A 19,945-nucleotide genomic window follows, 5' to 3' on the forward strand; every position below is an offset into this window, starting at 1 on the left:
CGGCCTGCCGTCGGGCCCCCGCCCGAGCCGTCCGGCAGCACCGAGTCCCGTGCGGACCGGACGGTGCGGGGCGGTTCCCGGGGTGGTTCCGCGCCGGCCCGCACCGGGATGCCCACCGCTCCGGCAGGCCCGTCCGGGACCGGTCACCCTGTCCGGGACCGCCTTGTCCGGGACCGCCCCGCCCCCGGACGGACGCGCGGCACGGCTACCCGTGCCAGGACCGCCACAGCGCCGCGTAGGCACCGTCCGCCGCGACGAGTTCGTCGTGGCTGCCCAGTTCGCTGATCCGGCCCTTCTCGACCACGGCGATGACGTCCGCGTCGTGGGCGGTGTGCAGGCGATGGGCGATCGCGATCACCGTGCGGCCGTCCAGGACCCGGGCCAGGGACCGTTCGAGATGGCGCGCGGCCCGCGGGTCGAGCAGCGACGTCGCCTCGTCCAGCACCAGCGTGTGCGGATCGGCCAGAACCAGGCGGGCCAGCGCGATCTGCTGGGCCTGGGCAGGGGTGAGCACGAAGCCGCCCGAGCCGACCTCGGTGTCGAGCCCCTCCTCGAGCCCACGGGACCAGTCGTCCGCGTCGACCGCGCCCAGCGCCGCCCACAGCTCGGCGTCGGTGGCGCCGGTCCTCGCGAGGCGGAGGTTGTCGCGCAGGGAGCCCACGAAGACGTGGTGCTCCTGGTTGACCAGCGCCACGTGCGAGCGGACCCCCTCGGCGGACATCCGGGAGAGCTCCGCGCCGCCCAGCGTGATCCGACCCTCACGGGGACCGTAGATGCCCGCCAGCAGCCTGCCCAGCGTAGACTTGCCGGCGCCCGAGGGGCCGACCAGGGCGAGCCTGGTGCCGGGGGCGACCTCCAGCGACACCTTGCGCAGCACGTCCACACCCTCGAGGTAGCCGAAGTGCACCCCGTCGGCGTGCACATGCCGCCCGTCGGGGGAGAGCGTGCCGTCACCGGCGTCCGGCTCGATGTCCCGCACGCCCACCAGCCGGGCCAGCGAGACCTGGGCCACCTGCAGTTCGTCGTACCAGCGCAGGATGATGCCGACCGGGTCGACGAGCATCTGCGCGATCAGGGCTGCGGTGGTCAGCTGACCGACCCCGATCCACCCCTGGAGGACGAAGACACCACCGATGAGCAGGACGGAGGCGAGCACGGTCACATGGGTGACGTTGATGACGGGGAAGAGCACCGACCGCAGCCAGAGGGTGTACCGCTCCCAGGCCGTCCACTCCCTGATCCGGCGCTCCGACAGCTCGATGCGACGGGCGTCGAGGCGGTGGGACTCGACGGTGCGCCCGGCATCCACCGTCTCGGCGAGCGCCGCGGCCACGGCGGCGTACCCGGCGGCTTCCGAGCGGTAGGCGGCGGGGGCCCTGCGGAAGTACCAGCGGCAGCCGATCACCAGCAGCGGCACCGCGATCAGCACCGCGGGCGCCAGCGGCGGTGCCGTGACCACCAGGCCACCGAGCAGCAGCACCACCCAGACGGCACCGATGGCGAGCTGGGGGACGGCCTCGCGCATGGCGTTGGCGAGCCGGTCGATGTCCGTGGTGATGCGCGAGAGCAGGTCACCCGTGCCGGCCCGTTCCAGTACACCGGGCGGCAGACCGACCGACCGCACGAGGAAGTCCTCGCGCAGATCGGCCAGCATCCGTTCGCCGAGCATGGCCCCCCGCAGCCGCACCTCGCGCACGAACACCGCCTGCACGACGAGGGCGATCACGAAGAGCGTGGTCGTGAGACCGAGGTGCAATTCGCGTGTGTCGTCCGAGACCCGTTCCACGAGTCCGCCCAGCAGGTAGGGGCCCGCCATCGAGGCGATCACGGCGACGGTGTTGACGGTGACGAGGAAGAGGAACGCCCGACGGTGCCGGCGCAGCAGCTCTCCCACGTACGCGCGCACGGTCGGGCGGGCGCCGACGGGCAGGGTGCTCGCCGTGGTGGGGGCCGCCGGGTCGTAGGACGGGGGCGCGACGCCGATCATGCCGTTTCCTCGATCTCTTCCAGTCGGTGCAGTACGTCGTCGTCGCTCAGGGCGCCCTCACGGCCGTCCATGCGGCCGTCACTGCGCCCATCACCGCGTTCATCACCAGGGCCGTCACCGCGGACGTCGTCGCGCGGCGACCTCGCGGGCTCCCTCCCGGCCGGTACTTCGTCGAGGTGCGCCGCGGTCTCCTCCTCGGTCTCGCGGGTCACCACCGCCCGGTACCGCGGCTCGGTGTGCAGCAGTTCCCGGTGGGCACCGACCGCCGCGACCTCGCCGTCGTGCAGGAACACGATCCGGTCGGCGCGGTCCAGCAGCAGCGGGGACGAGGTGAACACCACCGTGGTGCGCCCCGCGCGCAGGGCCCGCACGCCTTCCGCGATCCGCGCCTCGGTGTGCGAGTCCACGGCCGAGGTCGGTTCGTCCAGGACCAGCGCCCCGGGGTCCGTGATCAGGGACCGCGCCAGTGCCAGCCGCTGGCGCTGCCCGCCCGACAGCGACCGGCCCCGCTCGGTGATGCGGGCGTCCATCGGGTCGTCCGTGCCGAGAGAGCCCTGTGCGAGCGCCGTCAGCACGTCACCGCACTGCGCGGCGGTCAGCGCGTCCTCGGCGCCGACGGCACCGGACGCGGGCACGTCCAGCAGCTCGCGAAGCGTGCCGGAGAGCAGCACCGGGTCCTTGTCCTGGACCAGGACGGCGGTCCGCGCGGACTTCAGGGGCAGCTCGTCCAGCGGCACCCCGCCCAGCAGGGCCGACGTCCCCTTCTCCGACGGATGCCCGCCGAGGCGTTCCGCCAGCCGCCCGGCCGTGTCCGGGTCCCCGCACACCACGGCGGTGAACCGGCCCGCCGGAGCCAGGAGACCGGTGGCCGGGTCGTACAGGTCCCCGGTGGGGGTCTCGGCGGCCCGCGACCCCGTGGTGTCCGTGGCGCGTTCCAGGGCCAGCACCCGCGCGGCCCGCTTGGCCGAGGGCTTGGAGAAGGAGTACGCCATGGCGATCTCCTCGAAGTGGCGCAGGGGGTAGGTGAGGATCATGACGGAGCTGTAGACGGTGACGAGCTCGCCGACGCCGATGCGGCCCTCACGGGCCAGGTGGACGCCGTGCCAGACCACCGCGATCAGCAGCAGTCCCGGCAGCAGCACCTGGATCGCGGAGATCAGCGACCACATGCGGGCGCTGCGCACGGCCGCGTGGCGCACCTCCTGGGAGGCCCCGCGGTAGCGGTCGAGGAAGAGTTCCTCGCCGCCGATGCCACGCAGCACCCGCAGTCCGGCGACGGTGTCGGAGGCGAGTTCCGTGGCACGGCCGGCCTTGTCGCGCTGGACGTCGGCCCGCCGGGTGGCTCGGGGCAGCAGGGGCAGCACCGCGAGGGCCAGGACCGGCAGGCCCACGATCACGACGACGCCGAGCGCCGGCTGGTAGACGACCAGCGCCACGCAGACCAGCACGATGGTGAGCGCGGCCGCGGTGAAGCGGGAGACCGCCTCCACGAACCAGCCGATCTTCTCGACGTCACCGGTGGACACCGCCACGACCTCCCCGGCCGCGACGCGTCGGGTCAGTGCGGAGCCGAGGAGCGCCGTCTTGCGGGCCAGGAGCTGTTGGACACGTGCGGCCGCGGTGATCCAGTTGGTGACGGCGGCACGGTGCAGGAAGGTGTCGCCGACCGCGTTGCCCGCGCAGCACAGAACCATCAGGCCACCGGCGAGGGCGAGCCGGCCGCCCGAGCGGTCGACGACCGCCTGGATGGCGAGACCGACGCAGAAGGGCAGGGCGGAGACGGAGGCGAAGTGCAGCAGGCCCCAGGCCAGTGACTTGAGTTGGCCGTCGAGCTGGTTGCGGAACAGCCACCACAGGAATCGGGGGCCCGAGCGTGCGTCCGGCACGCCCGGGTCGGGATACGGAAGGTCTTGGATCTGCATGACGTCCCAGTGGCTCGTGTCAGGAGGTGCCGTCGCTATGCGGCATCAAGAGGCTGCAAACCGTGAAAGGTTCGCGTCGCCGCGTGCCCAAAATCAAGCGGTTTTCCGTGCTGGGACACAAATCCGGCTCCGGACCACCGCACGTCGCCCGCACGCGCCCGCGGAGCACCGGCCGAGTCCGTCCGAGGCGCTCCACCCGTGTTCGCCCGCCGCGGCCCTGACGGCATGCCCGGGACGAGTGCGACGATGGACGAATGGCGAGTGGTGGCGTACGGCGTACGGCGGTCGCGACGGCGGCCCTTGGCTCCCTGCTGACGGTGACGGCGCTGTCCGCCTGCGGTGGCCCGACGGGCCACGGAGCGGACAAGGAGGCGAGGGCGCCCTCCGCCGGGGAGGACCGGAGCGGTGGGACGGCCGCCCCGACCAGCGTCCCCGGTGTCGGCGACCGGCTCCAGCGCCGCATCCCCGCCGACTCGCGCCAGGTCGTCGCGGTGTACGGCGACGGCAGGGACTCCGCCGACTCCACGGCCGTGCTCTACACGAAGCAGGGCTCCACCTGGCACCGCGCCCGGGGTTGGGCGGCGCACAACGGCACGAAGGGGTGGACGACCGACCACCACGAGAACGACAAGCGCAGCCCGGTCGGCGTGTTCACGCTCAGCGACGCGGGCGGCGTGCTGCCGGACCCGGCCCCCGGTACCGGCCTGCCCTACAGCCGGTCCGCGAGCTTCGCGGCGCCGCACTGGTGGGCGAAGTCGTACTGGCACGACTTCGACTACGTGATCGCCATCGACTACAACCGCGTCAAGGGGACCCCGCCGAACGACCCGACCCGACCCGAGGGTTCGGCCAAGGGCGGTTCGATCTGGCTCCACATGGACCACGGCAGCGGTACATCGGCCTGCGTCAGCCTGCCCAAGTCGGCGATGGAGTACCTGCTGCGCACGCTCGACCCGGACCTGCACCCCGTGGTGGTCATGGGGGACAGGGCGCACCTGAAAGCCTGAGCACGGGCTCCCGGAAGCCCGCGGCAGCCGGGTCCCGGAGCAGCCGGACCCCTCGTTCAGGCGGTGTGACGGTGGTCGCGGCCGTTGTCGGGCCCGTCGATCAGTGTGTCGAGCAGTCCGCCCAGCACCGCGCGCTGCCCGTCGTTCAGCGGGGCGAGGATCTCCTCGGCGGCGGACCGGCGTGCGGCGCGCAGTTCCCTGAGGGCCGCGCGCCCGTCGTCGGTGAGTTCGATCCGGATGACGCGGCGGTTGGCGGGATCCGGGACGCGGCGTACCTTGCCGGCCGTTTCCAGCCCGTCGACCAGTGTCGTCACCGCCCGGGGCACGACCTCCAGGCGCTCGGCGAGGTCGGCCATGCGCGGCGGCGAGCCGTAGTGCGCCAGCGTGCGCAGCAACCGGGACTGGGCCGGGGTGATGCCGAGGTCGCGGTGCTCGAGATGGCGCTTCTGGATGCGGTGCACCCGGCGGGTGAGCCGCAGCAACTGCTCGGCGAGCAGGCCGTCGGGATCTGGGGCGGTCATGCGGGAACAATATCAGGATGACGTTCATTGTGAGTATAGGTAACAATGACCTACGATCCATAAGATCCGCGCGTGCCCGCGGCAGTACCCGACGGTCTGCCGCCCGGAGGGCTCCGCGGAGCTCCCGCCGCCCCCTCCGAAGGAGCCCATGCACCCCGATCGCGAATCCGCCTGGACCGCACCCGCCGACGCAAAGGAACAGCCCCGGCAGGTGCGCCGCATCCTCAAGCTGTTCCGCCCCTACCGCGGCCGCCTCGCGGTCGTCGGCCTGCTGGTCGGCGCCGCATCCCTGGTGTCGGTCGCCACGCCCTTCCTGCTCAGGGAGATCCTCGACGTCGCGATCCCCGAGGGCCGCACGGGCCTGTTGAGCCTGCTCGCCCTGGGCATGATCTTCGGTGCCGTTCTCTCCAGTGTCTTCGGTGTACTGCAGACCCTGATCTCCACCACCGTGGGTCAGCGCGTCATGCACGACCTGCGCACCGCCGTCTACGGCCGGCTCCAGCGGATGTCCCTCGCCTTCTTCACCCGCACCCGTACCGGCGAGGTCCAGTCCCGCATCGCCAACGACATCGGCGGCATGCAGGCCACCGTCACCTCCACGGCCACGTCCCTGGTCTCCAACCTCACCAGCGTGGTCGCCACGATCGTCGCCATGGTCGTCCTCGACTGGCGCCTGACCGTCGTCTCACTGCTGCTCCTCCCGGTCTTCGTGTGGATCAGCCGCCGCGTCGGCAGGGAACGCAGGAAGATCACCACGCAGCGCCAGAAGCAGATGGCCGCGATGGCCGCCACGGTCACCGAGTCACTCTCGGTCAGCGGCATCCTGCTCGGCCGCACCATGGGCCGCTCCGACTCGCTCACCCGCGCCTTCGCGGACGAGTCCGAGAGCCTGGTCGACCTCGAAGTGAGGTCGAACATGGCAGGCCGCTGGCGGATGGCCGTCATCACGATCGTCATGGCCGCCATGCCGGCCGTCATCTACTGGACCGCCGGCATCGCCCTGCAACTCGGCGGCCCCGACGTCTCCCTCGGTACGATCGTCGCCTTCGTCTCGCTGCAGCAGGGGTTGTTCCGTCCGACCGTGAGCCTGCTGTCGACCGGTGTGCAGATCCAGACCTCCCTCGCGCTCTTCCAGCGCATCTTCGAGTACCTGGACCTGCCGATCGACATCACCGAGCGGGAGGACCCCGTCCACCTCGACCACATCAAGGGCGAGGTCCGCTTCGAGAACGTCGACTTCGGCTACGGCGGCAAGGACGGCCCGGTGCTCGACGGCATCCACATCACCGTCCCCGCGGGCAGCAGCCTCGCCGTCGTCGGCCCCACCGGCGCCGGCAAGTCCACGCTCGGCCACCTCGTGCCGCGGCTCTACGACGTGACGGGCGGCCGGGTCACCCTCGACGGAGTCGACGTGCGCGACCTCGACTTCGACACCCTCGCCCGCGCGGTCGGCATCGTCTCGCAGGAGACGTACCTCTTCCACGCCTCGGTCGCCGAGAACCTGCGCTTCGCCAAGCCGGACGCCACCGACGCGGAGTTGGAGGCGGCGGCGAAGGCCGCGCAGATCCACGACCACATCGCCGCCCTGCCCGACGGCTACGACACCGTGGTCGGCGAGCGCGGCCACCGGTTCTCCGGCGGGGAGAAGCAGCGCCTGGCCATCGCCCGCACCATCCTGCGCGACCCGCCCGTCCTGGTCCTGGACGAGGCGACCAGTGCCCTGGACACCCGTACCGAGGCCGCGGTGCAGGGTGCGATCGACGCCCTGTCCGCCAACCGTACGACGATCACCATCGCCCACCGTCTCTCCACCGTTCAGGGCGCCGACCGGATCGTGGTCCTCGACTCCGGGCGCCTGGACGAGCAGGGCACGCACGAGGCGTTGCTGGCGCAGGACGGGAAGTACGCCGCGCTGGTCCGCCGGGACGCCCGACTGGAGCCGACAAGATGAAGATATGCCGGGTTTGTATGCATATGGGGGTTACCGTGCCCCCATGCAGATGAACACTCCACCACGGAGCGCGAGAAGCGCGAGGAGCGCCAGAGGCCCCAGAGAGGCCCTGAAAAGCGCCAGAGGTCTCCGAGGCCCCAGAAGCCCCCGGAGAGCGATCCGGCTGACGCGCCGGGGCCGTGTCGCCCTGATCGCGGTCGGCGCCGTAGTGGCCGCTACCGCGGTGGCGGTGCCGCTGCTGACGACGGACGACGAGGGCGAGTCCGCCCCCACGTCGCTGGTGGTCCCGGAGGGCTGGCGCGCGACCCAGGTGTACGGGGCCGTCGACAAGGTCCTCGCCCTGCCCGCGGGCACCACCAAGAAATCCCTGGCCAAAGCCAACCTCAAGCTGCCGAACGACGCCGAGGGCAATCCGGAGGGCTATCTCTTCCCCGCCACCTATCCGCTCGGCGAGAACCCCACCCCGGAGAAGCTGCTGACGGCCATGGTCGACAAGGCCAACAAGAGGTTCACCGGAGCTCCGGTCGCGGCGGGCGCCCAGCGCAACGCGCTGAACGTCTACCAGGCGGTCACCATCGCCAGCATCGTGCAGGCGGAGGCCGCCACCGAGGAGGACATGGGCAAGGTGGCCCGGGTGATCTTCAACCGGCTGGAACGCGGCATGCCGCTGCAGATGGACTCCACCATCAACTACGCCCTGGGCCGTTCCACCCTGAAGACCACCACCAAGGACACGAAGATCGACAGTCCTTACAACTCGTACCAGCGCATGGGGCTGCCGCCCACCCCCATCGCCAATCCGGGCGACGACGCGATGAGCGCCGCGATCAATCCGACCCCCGGTGACTGGCTGTACTTCGTCACGGTCAAGCCCGGGGACACCCGCTTCACCGCCGACTACGCCGAACACCAGCGCAACGTGGCGGAGTTCAACCGCCTCCAGGAAAGCGCTTCGAAGAAGGCCGAGGCCGCCAAGTGACCGGTCGGGGCGTCACGCGGCGACCGGCTCCCCCTCGGCCAGCAGCCGCCTGATGTCCCGCACGGCCGCGCGCCCCGCCCGGTTGGCGCCGATGGTGCTGGCCGAGGGGCCGTAGCCGACGAGATGGATCCGCGGATCGGCGACCGCGCGCGTTCCCTCGATCCGGACACCGCCGCCCGCCTCCCGCAGCCGCAGCGGCCGCAGATGTTCGATGGCGGGGCGGAACCCGGTCGCCCACAGGATGACGTCCGCGGCCACCCGCCGCCCGTCACTCCACTCCACACCCTCGGGAGTGATCCGGTCGAACATGGGCTGCCGGTCCAGCACGCCCGACTCCAGCCCGGCCCGGATCGCGTCGTTCAGCGGCAGCCCGGTCACCGAGACGACGCTCCTCGGCGGCAGCCCCTGCCGCACCCGCTCCTCCACGAGCGCCACTGCCGCCCGGCCCGCCTCTTCGTCGAAGGGCCCCTCGCGAAACACGGGGGGCCTCCTGGTCACCCAGGTGGTGGCCGCCGCGTACGGGGCGATCTCCAGCAGGTGCTGTGTCCCCGAGGCACCGCCGCCCACCACGACCACGCGCTGCCCGGCGAACTCCTCGGGTCCGGCGTACCGCGCGGTGTGCAGCTGCCGCCCCCGGAAGGTCTCCTGCCCCGGGTAGCGCGGCCAGAAGGGCCGGTCCCAGGTGCCGGTCGCGTTGATCAGCGCACGCGTCGACCAGGACCCGGCCGACGTCTCGACGCGCAGCCGCCCGTCCGCCCCCTCGCGCACGGCGCGCACGTCGACCGGCCGCAGTACCCGCAGGTCGAAAGTCCGCTCGTAGTCCGCGAAGTACCCGCCGACCACCTCGGCGGACGGCCGCTCCGGATCCGCCCCGGTCAGCTCCATGCCCGGCAGGGCGTGCATCCCGTGCACCTTGCCGTACGTCAGCGACGGCCAGCGGAACTGCCAGGCGCCGCCGGGGCCGGGGGAGTGGTCGAGCACCACGAAGTCGCGCTCCGGCTCGAACCCCGTGCGCCGCAGGTGATAGGCGGCGGCGAGCCCGGCCTGACCGGCACCGATGACGACGACCTCGACCTCGCGTGTGTTGTTCACGCTTCTACCAACGGCGCCGGAGGCCCCGATCTTCCCCCGGTGTCAGGATGGGGTCATGCCAGATGCCTTCACCACCCGAGTCCTCAACCTCGCTACCGGCTCGGCGGAGCGGGTCGCCGACATCACCGGCGACTGCGAGTCCTTCCTCCGCGAGACGGCGTCCGGCCGCGACGGCCTCCTCAACGTCTTCGTCCCGCACGCCACCGCCGGAATCGCGATCATCGAGACCGGCGCCGGCAGCGACGACGACCTGCTGTCCACCCTGCACACCCTGCTCCCGGCCGACGACCGCTGGCAGCACCGCCACGGCAGCCCCGGACACGGCCGCGACCACGTCCTGCCCGCCTTCGTCCCGCCCCACGCGACACTGCCGGTGATCGGCGGCCGCCTGGAACTGGGGACCTGGCAGTCGGTGTGCCTGGTGGACACCAACGTCTCGAATCACGACCGTCAGGTCCGGTTGAGCTTCCTCGGGTAGGGCGCCGACGCGGTGCGGACCGTGGAGGGCACGTCCGGCCGCACCAACTGCCCCCGGAGTGCGTGCACGGGCCCGACCGTTGTCAGTGCCGAGGTCTAACGTGATCGGCAACTGCTCATGAGGTCCCCGTGCAACGGGTGACGGGGAGGAACAGCGCCATGCACCAGGAAATCGCCGACGAGGACCGCTTCGAGATGCCCGCCGCCTGGCTGCGGGCCCTGCCCGCGCCCCGGGCCGCCGCGAAGCCGGCCGAGGACGCGGTGGAGAAGGCCGCCCGCCGCTACGCGCAGGAGGCGGCCTGGTGCGAGGAGATGTTCTCCTCCTCCGGCAGCGACTCGGAGTTGGTGAAGGAGGGCCGGGCCCACCGGGAGGGCAGGCCCTCTCCGCTCGGAGCCGCCGTGGAGATCGCCGTCGGCTGGCACTACACGATGGTGGACGTGCTCGTCGACGCCTGCGTGACCGAACAAGGCCTGCCGTTCGCCGCCTGTGCCGTCGTGGAGCTGGGAGGTGTCAACCCCCATTACAAGCAGGCAGGTTCTCAACGGTACGACGCGGCGCTGCGGAGGGTGACGGATTACCAGACCTACTACGTGTGGGAGCCCGCCGCCCGTGTCCGGGAACTGCTCGCGGCGGTCGACGAGGAGACCCGACGGCGGACCGTCGAGGCCCTCGCCGGCCTCCGGGACAGCGTCGAGCGCCGCATCGTGGTCTCCTACCTGGTACCCGATGAGCATGCCTGGGTCGACGAGTGCTGCGACGGCCCGATACCGGACGACTCCGCCCTGTGGCGCATGCTCCTTCTCTCCCTGTACCGGCCGGAGCAGATCGCCCTCATCCGCGAAGGAGCAGGACTCGGCTGGAACGGCTGGAAACTCCCGCTGCTCGCCACCCTCGCGAACCGGCTCGGTCCCGCCGTCGGGTCCCTGCTGGAGGACGCCTTCGACGGCGCCTACGGATCCGACGGACACCGGGACGTCGCGGGCTGGGCCGCCGAACTGCCCACCGACGACGCCTTCCGCCTGCTGCTGAGGAAGGGCGGCGACCGCAACGTCCGCCCCGCCCTGCTCGACGCCATGAACCGCTACCCGCGGCGCGCCCTGCGACTGCTCTCCGCCGCTGCGGCAGGCGACGACGAACACGCGTCCCTCGCCCGGATGCTGCTGCCGCTGCACGTGGTGACCCACGCGGAGCTCACGAAGGAGACGCTGCCCGCCCTGCCCGAAGCATCCGCAGCCGTCGTCGCTCCGCTGCTGAAGCAGGGCGAACGGGACGCCGAAGCGCCTGCGGAAGCGCTCCCCGCCCTGCTGGTCGCCCCGCCGTGGACCCGGAAGCGCACCAGGAGCAAGGCCCGCGTGGCCCGCGACGTCCCCGGCGCGCCGCAGGCCGAGATGGCCTGGAAACCCGGGGAGCAGGAGGCCTGGGCGGCCACCGTCGTCGCCGAAACCCCCTGGTGGCGCGAGTACGACTGGTCCCGCGAGATCCAGCAGATGCAGCAGGGGACATGGCGGGGCAACATCCACGCCGCCCGCCTCTTCGTCACCGGCCCCGAGGACGTCGTACGCCCACTGCTCGACGCCTTCGCCCCCGAGCACGTCTGGGACACCGAGAGCCACCTCAGGCCCGTCGCCGCCCGCCACGGCCTGTACGCCCTGCCGATGCTGAGCCGGCTTGCCGCCCGGTACCCGGCCACCGCCGGCGGCCTGCTGCTGCCCTACCGCAGCGTCGAGGTGGCCCGGCAGATGGCCGAGTGGCTGGTGCGCCGCCAGTCGCTGAGGCCCACGGTTCTCGCCTGGCTCCGCCGCCACGGCAGGGCGGCGGCCGTCCACCTGGTTCCCGACGCCGTCGGCCCGGCGGGCACGCCCCGCACCCACGCCGAACACGCCCTGCGGCAACTCGCCGCAGAGGTGGGCGCCGACGCCGTGCGGGAAACGGCGGCCGGCTGCGGCGCCGAGGCCGAGGAGATCGTCGCCGACCTCCTCGCCGGCGATCCGCTGGAGGCCGCCCTCCCGGCGAGGATGCCGACCCCCTGCACCTGGGCCGACCCCGCCCTGTTCCCACAGATCCGGCTCACCGGCGGCCGCGGCGCCCTGCCCGCCGACGCCGTCCGCCACATGATGACCATGCTGCAGATCTCCAAGCCCGGTGACGTCTACCCAGGCCTCGCCATCGTCACCGAGCAGTGCGACGCCGGATCCCTCGCCGAGTTCGCCTGGTCCCTCTTCGAGACGTGGCGGTTCCACGGCATGCCGGCCAAGGACAGCTGGGCCCTCCACGCCCTCGGCCTCCTCGGCGACGACGAGACCGTCCGCCGTCTCACCCCTCTCGTGCGTGCCTGGCCCGGTGAGAACGCCCACCACCGGGCCGTCGAGGGCCTCACCGTCCTCGCTGAGATCGGCACGGACACCGCCCTGCGCCATCTGCACGGCATCTCCCAGCGGGTGCCGTTCAAGGCCCTCAAGAAGCGAGCCCGCGAAAAGATCGACGAGGTCGCCGAAAACCTCGGCCTCACCACCGACCAGCTCGCCGACCGGCTGGTCCCCGACCTCGGCCTCGCCGACGACGGCAGCACCGTCATCGACTACGGCCCGCGCCGCTTCACCGTCACCTTCGACGAACAGCTGCGCCCGTGTGTCCGCGACGAGACCGGCAAGCTCCGCAAGGCCCTGCCGGCCCCGGGCGTCAAGGACGACCCGGAACTCGCCCCTGTCGAGCGCAAGCGGTTCGCCGCCCTCAAGAAGGAGGTCCGGACCATCGCCTCCGACCAGCTGCGCCGCTTGGAGGCCGCCATGGTCACCGGCCGCTCCTGGACCGCCGCCGAATTCCGCGAACTGCTCGTCGAGCACCCCCTTCTGCGCCACTTGGTGCGCCGCCTGATCTGGCTCGGCGACGGCGACGGCGACGGCGATGGCAAGGTGACCGCCTTCCGTGTCGCCGAGGACCTCACACTCGCCGACGTCCACGACGACGCATGGACCCTCCCCACCGACGCCACCGTGCGCCTCGCCCACCCCCTCCACCTGGGAGGCGAACTCGGGTCCTGGGCCGGCCTCTTCGCCGACTACGAGATCCTCCAGCCCTTCCCACAGCTAGGCCGCCCCGTGCACGCCTTCACCGACGAGGAGGCCACCGGTCACCGGCTGCCCCGCTTCGAGGGCGTCACCGTCCCAGTCGGCAAACTCCTCGGCCTCACCAAGCGCGGCTGGGAACGCGGCACGCCCGAGGACAACGGCGTGGAACGCTGGTTCTCCCGCCCGATCACCCGCGACCGCCACCTCGTCATCGCCCTCGACGAGGGCATCGCCGTCGGCATGGTCGAGGAGTTCCCCGACCAGACCCTCGAGACCGTCTGGATCGACACCGCCCCCGGCGACTACTGGCGCAGCCACACGTACCCGCACCGCCTCGGCGAGATCGACCCCGTCATCGCCTCCGAGATCCTCGCCGACCTGACCGACATCACCGCCAAGTGAGCCCCGCCATGACCACAGTGAGCGACCCGCACCCGCCCCGCCTGCAGCGCCCGCCCGCAGAAGTGCGCCACGCCGACGAACTCGCCGGGCTGCGTGCCGGGGACACCGGACCGCGGCCGCCCGGCTGGCAGCTCAGCCTCCGTGCCGCCCTCCGCTTCGTGGTCGGAGACCCGGACGCCGGCATCAGCCGCAAGTTCGTCGGCAGCCCGTCGCTCGTCGAACGGGCCCTGGTGACCCTGGCCACCAATCGGGGTGTGATGCTCGTCGGCGAACCCGGCACGGCCAAGTCGCTGCTCTCCGAGCTCATCGCGGCAGCCGTCAGCGGCACCTCCACGCTCACCGTGCAGGGCGGCGCGGCCACCACCGAGGACCAGATCAAGTACTCCTGGAACTACGCCCTGCTGGTCTCCGAAGGCCCCTCCCGCCGCTCCCTGGTGCCAGCCCCCGTGCTCCGCGGCATGGCCGAGGGACGCATCGTCCGCTTCGAGGAGATCACCCGCTGCCCCCTCGAGGTCCAGGACTGCCTGCTCTCCCTGCTCTCCGAACGCGTCGTCGCCGTCCCCGAACTCGACGGCGACGACGGCATGGTCTTCGCCCGCCAGGGCTTCAACGTCATCGCCACCGCCAACACCCGCGACCGCGGCGTCAATGAGATGAGCGCCGCGCTCAAACGCCGTTTCAACTTCGAGACGGTCTTCCCGATACCCGACCTCGACACCGAACTCGCCCTGGTCGAAGCCGAGTCCACCGCCCTGCTCCGCGAGTCCGGAGTCGAGCGGGCACCCGACCCCGACGTGCTCGAGGTACTGGTCGGTACCTTCCGTGAACTGCGCGGCGCACCCGACCGGAGCGACCGGCCGTCCGCGGTGATGAGCACCGCCGAAGCCGTCTCCACGGCCCACGCCGTCGGCCTGCGCGGCTGGTTCCTGCGCGGCGAGGCGGGCAACGCCGCGGACATCGTCTCCTGTCTCGCCGGCACCGCCGCCAAGGACAGCCCCGAGGACCTCGCCCGCCTGCGCCGCTTCCTCGAACAGCAGGCCCGTCTGCGCCGGGGCGCCCAGTGGCAGGCCCTCCACGAGGCCCGGCACCTGCTGGACCAACGGTGAGCGATGCCCCCGTCACCTTCCTGGGGGTGCGTCACCACTCACCGGCCTGCGCCGGCCTGGCCCGCCGCACGATCCGCGCACTGCGCCCGGCATACGTCCTGGTCGAGGGCCCCGCCGACATGAACGACCGGATCGGCGAACTGCTCCTCGGACACGAACTGCCCATCGCCCTCTTCAGCCATTACCGCGGCACCGAACGGGTCGCCACCTCCTGGGCACCGCTGTGCGCGTACTCCCCGGAGTGGGTGGCACTCACCGAGGGCCGTGCCGCGGGCGCCGAGGTCCGGTTCATCGACCTGCCCGCCTGGCACCACGCCTTCACCGACCGCCCCGACGGCGCGGCCAACCGCTACGCCGACGCCGAGGCCCGCTACAGCCGCGCCACCGAACGGCTCCGCGCCCGCTACCGGGTCGACACCGTGGACGCACTGTGGGACCGCGTCTTCGAGATCGCCGATCCGGACGGCCTGCGGGACCGCCTGGACGCCTACTTCGCCCTGGTACGCGGCGACACCGAGGCCGACGACGGGGACCGCGCCCGCGAGCGGTACATGGCCTCCTGGGTCCGTGCCGCGGTCGCACACGCCGACAACCGGCCGGTCCTGGTGGTGACCGGTGGCTTCCACCAGCCCGCCCTGCGCGCCCTCACCGCCGCCCCCGCCACGGCTCCGGGAGCGGAACCCGCCGCCTGGCCCTCGGTGCCCGCCCCGCCCGACGGGGCCGTGGGCGGCAGCTTCCTGGTGCCCTACTCCTTCCGCCAGATGGACGCCTTCGCCGGCTACCAGTCCGGCATGCCGTCCCCCGGCTACTACCAGCGCCTGTGGGACGAAGGCCCCGAAGCGGCCGCGAAAACCCTCCGTCGCACCGTCGTGGAACGGCTCCGCGCCCGCCACCTCCCCGCCTCCACCGCCGCCCTGATCTCCGCCCACACCCTCACCGAAGGCCTCGCCGCCCTCCGCGGACACCCCCACCCCGCCCGTGTCGACGTCCTGGACGGCCTCGCCGCCGCACTGATCACCGACGACCTCGACCAGCCGCTCCCCTGGAACACCGACGGCCCGCTGAGGCCCGGCGCCCACCCCGCCGTCGTCGAAACGGTCGCCGCCTGCACCGGCGAGCGCACCGGCCGCCTCCACCCCGACACCCCGCTGCCACCCCTGGTCCACCAGGTGACCGCCGAGGAGATCCGCCTCGGCCTCGACGGCGACCGCACCCTCGACCTCGACCTCACCAACCCCCGAGGGCTCGAACGCAGCCGCTTCCTCCACCAGCTGCGCATCCTCGGCATCCCCGGTCACACCCGCCTCACCGGCCCCGACCACGGAGCCGACCCCCGCGACCACGAAACCTGGGAACCCCGCCCCCGCACCGGCCGCGACGCCGCACTGACCGAGGCCGGCGCCTACGGAGCCCGCCCCGACGAGGCCGCCGCAGCCGTCCTCACCCACCGCCTTCGCGACACCGGTACGGCCGCCGACGCCGGGACCACCGCCGTCCTCCTGTTCGACGCCGTCCTCTGCGGAGCCGGAACCCTCTCCCGCGACCTCCTGGACGGCCTCGCCCACCGGATCCGTACCACCGCGGACCCCGGCCCCCTCGGGCGCGCCCTCGCCGTGGTCCTGGGACTCTGGCGCCACGACCGCGTCTTCGGCACCGCCCGTGAACCGCTGCTCGGCACCGTCCTCGACCACGCCGTCGACCGGCTCTTCCACCTCGTAGAGGGCCTCCACGGCGGCCCGCCCGGCGTCGACGTCCCCCGCCTGCGCGCCCTGACCGCCGCCCGCGACGCCCTCCTCCACGCCGCCCCCGCCCTTGCTCTCACCCCGGAGACCGCCGCCGCGACCGCCGCCCGCATCGCCCGCGACCGGCACGCCCCCGCCGACCTGCGCGGCGCCGCCCTCGGCCTGCGCCGCGCCCTCGGAGCCCCCGCCGAACCCGCCGGGGAGGCCGAAGCGTTCGCCGCCGCGGCCGACCCCGCCGTCCTCGGCGACTGGCTGGCCGGCCTGCTCGCCCTCGCCCGCGAAGAAGTCCTGCGGCCCGCCCCGAAGGGCGAACAGTCCCTGCTCGACACCCTGGACGGCGTCGTCACCACCATGACCGACGACGTCTTCCTCCACGCCCTGCCCGCCCTGCGCCAGGCCTTCGCCTTCTTCCCGCCCCGCGAACGCGAACGCGTCGCGCAACTCCTTCTCGACCGCCGGAACCTGCGCGGCTCCGCCCGCCCCCTGCTGCGCACCACCACCGACCCCCTGCTCCTCGCCCGTGCCGCGGCCCTCGAGGAACACACCGACCTGCTGCTGGACCGGCACGCCCTCGGAGCACCCCGATGACCCCCGACGACCCCCGCGCAGGACTGGAACGCTGGCGGCTGATCCTCGGCGCCCCCGCCGAACGCCGCACCGGCGGCCTCGACGGCCCGGACGCCGCCCGCGACACCGCCCTCCAGTGGCTCTACGGCCGCGACGACGACCTCGCCCGCCGAGGTGAACGCCGCGGCACCGCCGACCGCCGGGAGGGTGGCGACGGCCCCTCCACACTCACCGTCGTCGACTGGCTCGACGACATCCACCGCCTCTTCCCCCGGGAGACGGTCGAACGCCTCGAACGCGACGCCGTGGAGACCTACGGCATCGACGAGATCGTCACCGATCCCGACGTCCTTCTCCGCGTGGAACCCAGCACCAGCCTGCTGCGGGCCGTGCTGCGCACCAAACACCTGATGAACCCGCAGGTTCTGGCTGCTGCCCGGCGCATCGTCGAAGCCGTCGTGCGCGACCTGACCGAGCGGCTGAGGCCGGAGATCCAGCGCGCCCTCACCGGAGCCCGCTCCCGCCGCCCCAGCCGAACCCCCCTGGCCCGGAACTTCGACTTCAGGGCCACCATCCGCGCCAACCTCGCCCACTACCGGCCCGAGGACCGCCGCATCCTCATCGAGCATCCGCACTTCCACTCCCGCACCCGCCGCCACCTCGAGCAGTGGCAGCTGATCCTCCTCGTCGACCAGTCAGGCTCCATGGCCGGATCCGTGATCCACTCCGCCGTCACCGCTGCCTGCCTCTGGGGCCTGCCCGGACTGCGCACCCACTTGGTCGCTTTCGACACACAGGTCGTCGACCTCACCTCCGACGTCACCGACCCCGTCGAACTCCTGATGAAGGTCCAGCTCGGCGGCGGCACCGACATCGCCCGCGCCGTCGACTACGCCGCCGGCCTCGTCGACAACCCGCGCCGCACGATCGTCGCCCTGATCACCGACTTCTACGAGGGCGGCGACGCCCGCCGCCTCACCCGCACCGTCCGCGGCCTGACCGGACAGGGCGTCACCGTCCTCGGTCTCGCCGCCCTCGACGAGGAGGCCGTCCCCGCCTACGACCGTGACCTGGCCGGCCGCCTCGCCGAGGCGGGCGCCCACATCGGCGCCATGACCCCCGGCCACCTCGCCGAATTCGTCGCCGAGACAATGGCCCACGGAGGACGAACGGCGTGACCCGCACCGACCTGCTCGCCCTCACCCCCGACACCCTCGCCGCCCTCGCCAACCGCGGCCTGGTCAAACGCGCCGCCAAGGAGCTCGACGCCGGAGCGGGCCCCGACCTGGACGTCACCGACGACCACACCGTGCACGGCCGCTTTCCCGACGGCACCGAGACCCGACTGCCGCCCGGCACCACCCTCCAGGACGCCCGCTGCAGCTGCGAGGCCCACGGAGTCTGCCGCCACCGCATCGGCCTCGTCCTCGCCTATCAGCGCACCGCGACCGCATCGGACACCCCGCCGCCTTTCACCGACTGGTCCCCCGGAAGCATCGACGACACCGCCCTCGCCGAGGCCTTCGGCCGTTCCGCACTCACCGCGGCCCGTCGCACCCACGACCGCGGCTACCGGGCCGTCCTCCACCGCCCCACCCCCGCCGACCCCGTTCCCGCCGTCGAACTCCCCGCCTGTACCGTCCGCTTCCCCGTGCCCCACCGCCCGGGCTTCGCCGTCACCGACGCCGCCGAGCCGCTGCACGGCGCGACGGTCGTTCTCGCCGTCTGGGCCTTCCGTGCCGCCGACACCGAGGGCAGCGACCAAGTCACCGTCGGAGGAAGGGAAACAACCCCGGACCACGGCGACAGCGCCCACCGTGCAGCCATGGACCTCGTCGACGAACTCCTCGTCGAAGGCGTCCCCCAGGCCGGCCCCGTCCTGGACGGAACCCTCCGCCGTGCCGGCGCCGCCCTCACGGCGGCCGGCCGCCACTGGCCCGCCGCGGCCCTCGAAGAGATACGCCACCAGCTCGCCGAGCACGCCGTCCGCGGCGCCCGCCACGACCGCGAGACCCACGCCCTGCTCCTCGCCGAACTCCACGCCCGCCACCGCGCCGCCCCCACCGATCCTGCGGCCGTCCTGGGCACTGCCGAGACGGCCCGCACGGCCTTGCGCCGAGTCCGCCTCGTGGCCCTCGGCTGCCACGTCGACGGCTCCGCCGGCGACCGCACCGCCGACGTCTTCTTCGCGCACCCCGACGCCGGTGTCGTCCTCGTCCTGCACAAACGCTGGGAGCGGCTCGACGGTCAGGCACCCACCGGCCACGACCTCGGCTCCCGCCGAATCCTCGGTACCAACCTGCGCACCCTTGCCGCCGCCAACGTGGTCAGCGAGGCCACCTCCCGCACAGCCGGCCGCACGGTGGAGATCTCCCGCGGCCGGATCGCCACCACCTCCGTCACCCCCGTCGGCACCGCCTGGGACGACCTGCCGGCCGGGCTGCTGGTCACCGACCTCGCCGCGCAGTTCCCCGCCCCCGGTACCCTCCCTCCCCGCCTCGTCCGCCCCAGGGTGGAGGCCGAGTCCATGCGCGTCCTCGCCGTCGCGGAGGCCGGACCCGTGCGGTACGACCCGGCCGCACAGCGCCTCGAAGCCGTCCTTCACGACCCGGCCGGCAACGAGGTCCTGCTGAGCAGCGCACACAACCCCCACTGCCCCGGCACCCTGGACGCCCTGGCCGACGCCCTCGCCTCCGGCACCGTCGACCGGATCAGCGGCACCCTCCGCCACGACCGGGGCAGGGTCCATCTCGCCCCTCTCGCCGTCCGCACCTCCCACGGCGTCCTCGTCCCCGACCTCGCCCCCGGCGACGGCGACACGGCCCTCCCCGTCGCCCCGCACCCCCCGGACGACCCCCTGACCACCGCCCTGGAACAGGCGCTCGCCGCCCTCGCCGAGGCCGCCCACCACGGCCTGAGGAATCTGACCGCCACCGACCACGACACCCTCGAATCTGCAGCCGCACTCCTGCACCGAACCGGCTTCCGCACCACCGCGGACAAGGTCACCGCCGTGACAACCACCCTCCGCACCCACGGCCCGGGCCCCGCCACGTCCCACTGGCACACCGCCGTCATCCGCCTCGCCACAAACCTGGAACTCCACCGGACCGGCCCGTAGAA

At 72.8% G+C, this 19,945-nt stretch carries 13 protein-coding genes; 9 read left to right on the plus strand and 4 right to left on the minus strand.

The features are described from left to right. Positions 1-205: 205 nt before the first annotated feature. Together OHA99_RS32315 and OHA99_RS32320 are read right to left on the minus strand one after the other, a co-directional pair. Positions 206-1,987, minus strand: a complete 1,782-nt coding sequence (locus tag OHA99_RS32315) for an ABC transporter ATP-binding protein (RefSeq protein ID WP_405698493.1) — start codon at positions 1,985-1,987, stop codon at positions 206-208. Continuing rightward, on the minus strand, positions 1,984-3,909 hold the full coding sequence (locus tag OHA99_RS32320) for an ABC transporter ATP-binding protein (protein WP_405698494.1): 1,926 nt from the start codon (positions 3,907-3,909) through the stop codon (positions 1,984-1,986). Before OHA99_RS32320 ends, OHA99_RS32315 begins: the two co-directional genes overlap by 4 nt. Before the next feature lie 254 nt (positions 3,910-4,163). On the opposite strand from OHA99_RS32320, the gene OHA99_RS32325 reads away from it, so the two are divergent. Next, positions 4,164-4,916: a hypothetical protein gene (locus OHA99_RS32325; protein WP_405698495.1), complete on the plus strand. Its 753-nt coding sequence runs from the start codon at positions 4,164-4,166 to the stop codon at positions 4,914-4,916. 56 nt (positions 4,917-4,972) lie between these two features. Here OHA99_RS32325 and OHA99_RS32330 read toward each other — a convergent pair whose 3' ends face one another. Beyond that, positions 4,973-5,437, minus strand: coding sequence for a MarR family winged helix-turn-helix transcriptional regulator (locus OHA99_RS32330; protein ID WP_153180993.1), 465 nt, complete (start codon positions 5,435-5,437; stop codon positions 4,973-4,975). 148 nt (positions 5,438-5,585) lie between these two features. Between OHA99_RS32330 and OHA99_RS32335 the strand changes: the two genes are divergently transcribed. Both OHA99_RS32335 and mltG read left to right on the plus strand, forming a co-directional pair. Beyond that, complete coding sequence (locus OHA99_RS32335) at positions 5,586-7,388, plus strand: ABC transporter ATP-binding protein (RefSeq protein WP_405698496.1); 1,803 nt, start codon at positions 5,586-5,588, stop codon at positions 7,386-7,388. Positions 7,389-7,611: 223 nt separating this feature from the next. Further along, on the plus strand, positions 7,612-8,367 hold the full coding sequence (gene mltG, locus OHA99_RS32340) for an endolytic transglycosylase MltG (protein WP_153182078.1): 756 nt from the start codon (positions 7,612-7,614) through the stop codon (positions 8,365-8,367). Between the two features lie 12 nt (positions 8,368-8,379). Here mltG and OHA99_RS32345 read toward each other — a convergent pair whose 3' ends face one another. Next, the gene (locus tag OHA99_RS32345; protein ID WP_153180995.1) at positions 8,380-9,459 is read right to left on the minus strand and encodes an NAD(P)-binding domain-containing protein; all 1,080 of its coding nucleotides are present in this window, start codon (positions 9,457-9,459) and stop codon (positions 8,380-8,382) included. Between the two features lie 55 nt (positions 9,460-9,514). On the opposite strand from OHA99_RS32345, the gene OHA99_RS32350 reads away from it, so the two are divergent. The 6 genes from OHA99_RS32350 (at position 9,515) to OHA99_RS32375 (ending at position 19,943) form a co-directional block, all read left to right on the plus strand. Beyond that, positions 9,515-9,937, plus strand: a complete 423-nt coding sequence (locus OHA99_RS32350) for a secondary thiamine-phosphate synthase enzyme YjbQ (protein ID WP_153180996.1) — start codon at positions 9,515-9,517, stop codon at positions 9,935-9,937. 158 nt (positions 9,938-10,095) lie between these two features. After that, positions 10,096-13,407, plus strand: coding sequence for a DUF4132 domain-containing protein (locus OHA99_RS32355; RefSeq protein WP_405698497.1), 3,312 nt, complete (start codon positions 10,096-10,098; stop codon positions 13,405-13,407). 8 nt (positions 13,408-13,415) lie between these two features. Further along, the gene (locus OHA99_RS32360; RefSeq protein ID WP_405698498.1) at positions 13,416-14,513 is read left to right on the plus strand and encodes an AAA family ATPase; all 1,098 of its coding nucleotides are present in this window, start codon (positions 13,416-13,418) and stop codon (positions 14,511-14,513) included. Next, positions 14,510-16,843, plus strand: coding sequence for a DUF5682 family protein (locus tag OHA99_RS32365; protein WP_405698499.1), 2,334 nt, complete (start codon positions 14,510-14,512; stop codon positions 16,841-16,843). The genes OHA99_RS32360 and OHA99_RS32365 overlap by 4 nt, the downstream gene beginning before the upstream one ends. After that, positions 16,840-18,000 (plus strand): VWA domain-containing protein, encoded by a 1,161-nt coding sequence (locus OHA99_RS32370; RefSeq protein WP_405698500.1) that lies wholly within the window; start codon positions 16,840-16,842, stop codon positions 17,998-18,000. The genes OHA99_RS32365 and OHA99_RS32370 overlap by 4 nt, the downstream gene beginning before the upstream one ends. Next, positions 17,997-19,943 carry a hypothetical protein gene (locus tag OHA99_RS32375; protein ID WP_405698501.1) on the plus strand — a complete coding sequence of 649 codons (1,947 nt, stop codon included), beginning with the start codon at positions 17,997-17,999 and terminating at the stop codon, positions 19,941-19,943. The genes OHA99_RS32370 and OHA99_RS32375 overlap by 4 nt, the downstream gene beginning before the upstream one ends. Positions 19,944-19,945 lie beyond the last annotated feature (2 nt).

The sequence above is a fragment of the Streptomyces coelicoflavus genome (assembly GCF_045041415.1).
Lineage (GTDB): Bacteria > Actinomycetota > Actinomycetes > Streptomycetales > Streptomycetaceae > Streptomyces > Streptomyces coelicoflavus.

Bases quoted from the DNA above. Each gene is read 5' to 3' on its own strand.
- OHA99_RS32315 (WP_405698493.1), bottom strand. From the start codon at position 1,987: ATGATCGGCGTCGCGCCCCCGTCCTACGACCCGGCGGCCCCCACCACG.
- OHA99_RS32320 (WP_405698494.1), bottom strand. From the start codon at position 3,909: ATGCAGATCCAAGACCTTCCGTATCCCGACCCGGGCGTGCCGGACGCA.
- OHA99_RS32325 (WP_405698495.1), top strand. From the start codon at position 4,164: ATGGCGAGTGGTGGCGTACGGCGTACGGCGGTCGCGACGGCGGCCCTT.
- OHA99_RS32330 (WP_153180993.1), bottom strand. From the start codon at position 5,437: ATGACCGCCCCAGATCCCGACGGCCTGCTCGCCGAGCAGTTGCTGCGG.
- OHA99_RS32335 (WP_405698496.1), top strand. From the start codon at position 5,586: ATGCACCCCGATCGCGAATCCGCCTGGACCGCACCCGCCGACGCAAAG.
- OHA99_RS32350 (WP_153180996.1), top strand. From the start codon at position 9,515: ATGCCAGATGCCTTCACCACCCGAGTCCTCAACCTCGCTACCGGCTCG.
- OHA99_RS32355 (WP_405698497.1), top strand. From the start codon at position 10,096: ATGCACCAGGAAATCGCCGACGAGGACCGCTTCGAGATGCCCGCCGCC.
- OHA99_RS32360 (WP_405698498.1), top strand. From the start codon at position 13,416: ATGACCACAGTGAGCGACCCGCACCCGCCCCGCCTGCAGCGCCCGCCC.
- OHA99_RS32370 (WP_405698500.1), top strand. From the start codon at position 16,840: ATGACCCCCGACGACCCCCGCGCAGGACTGGAACGCTGGCGGCTGATC.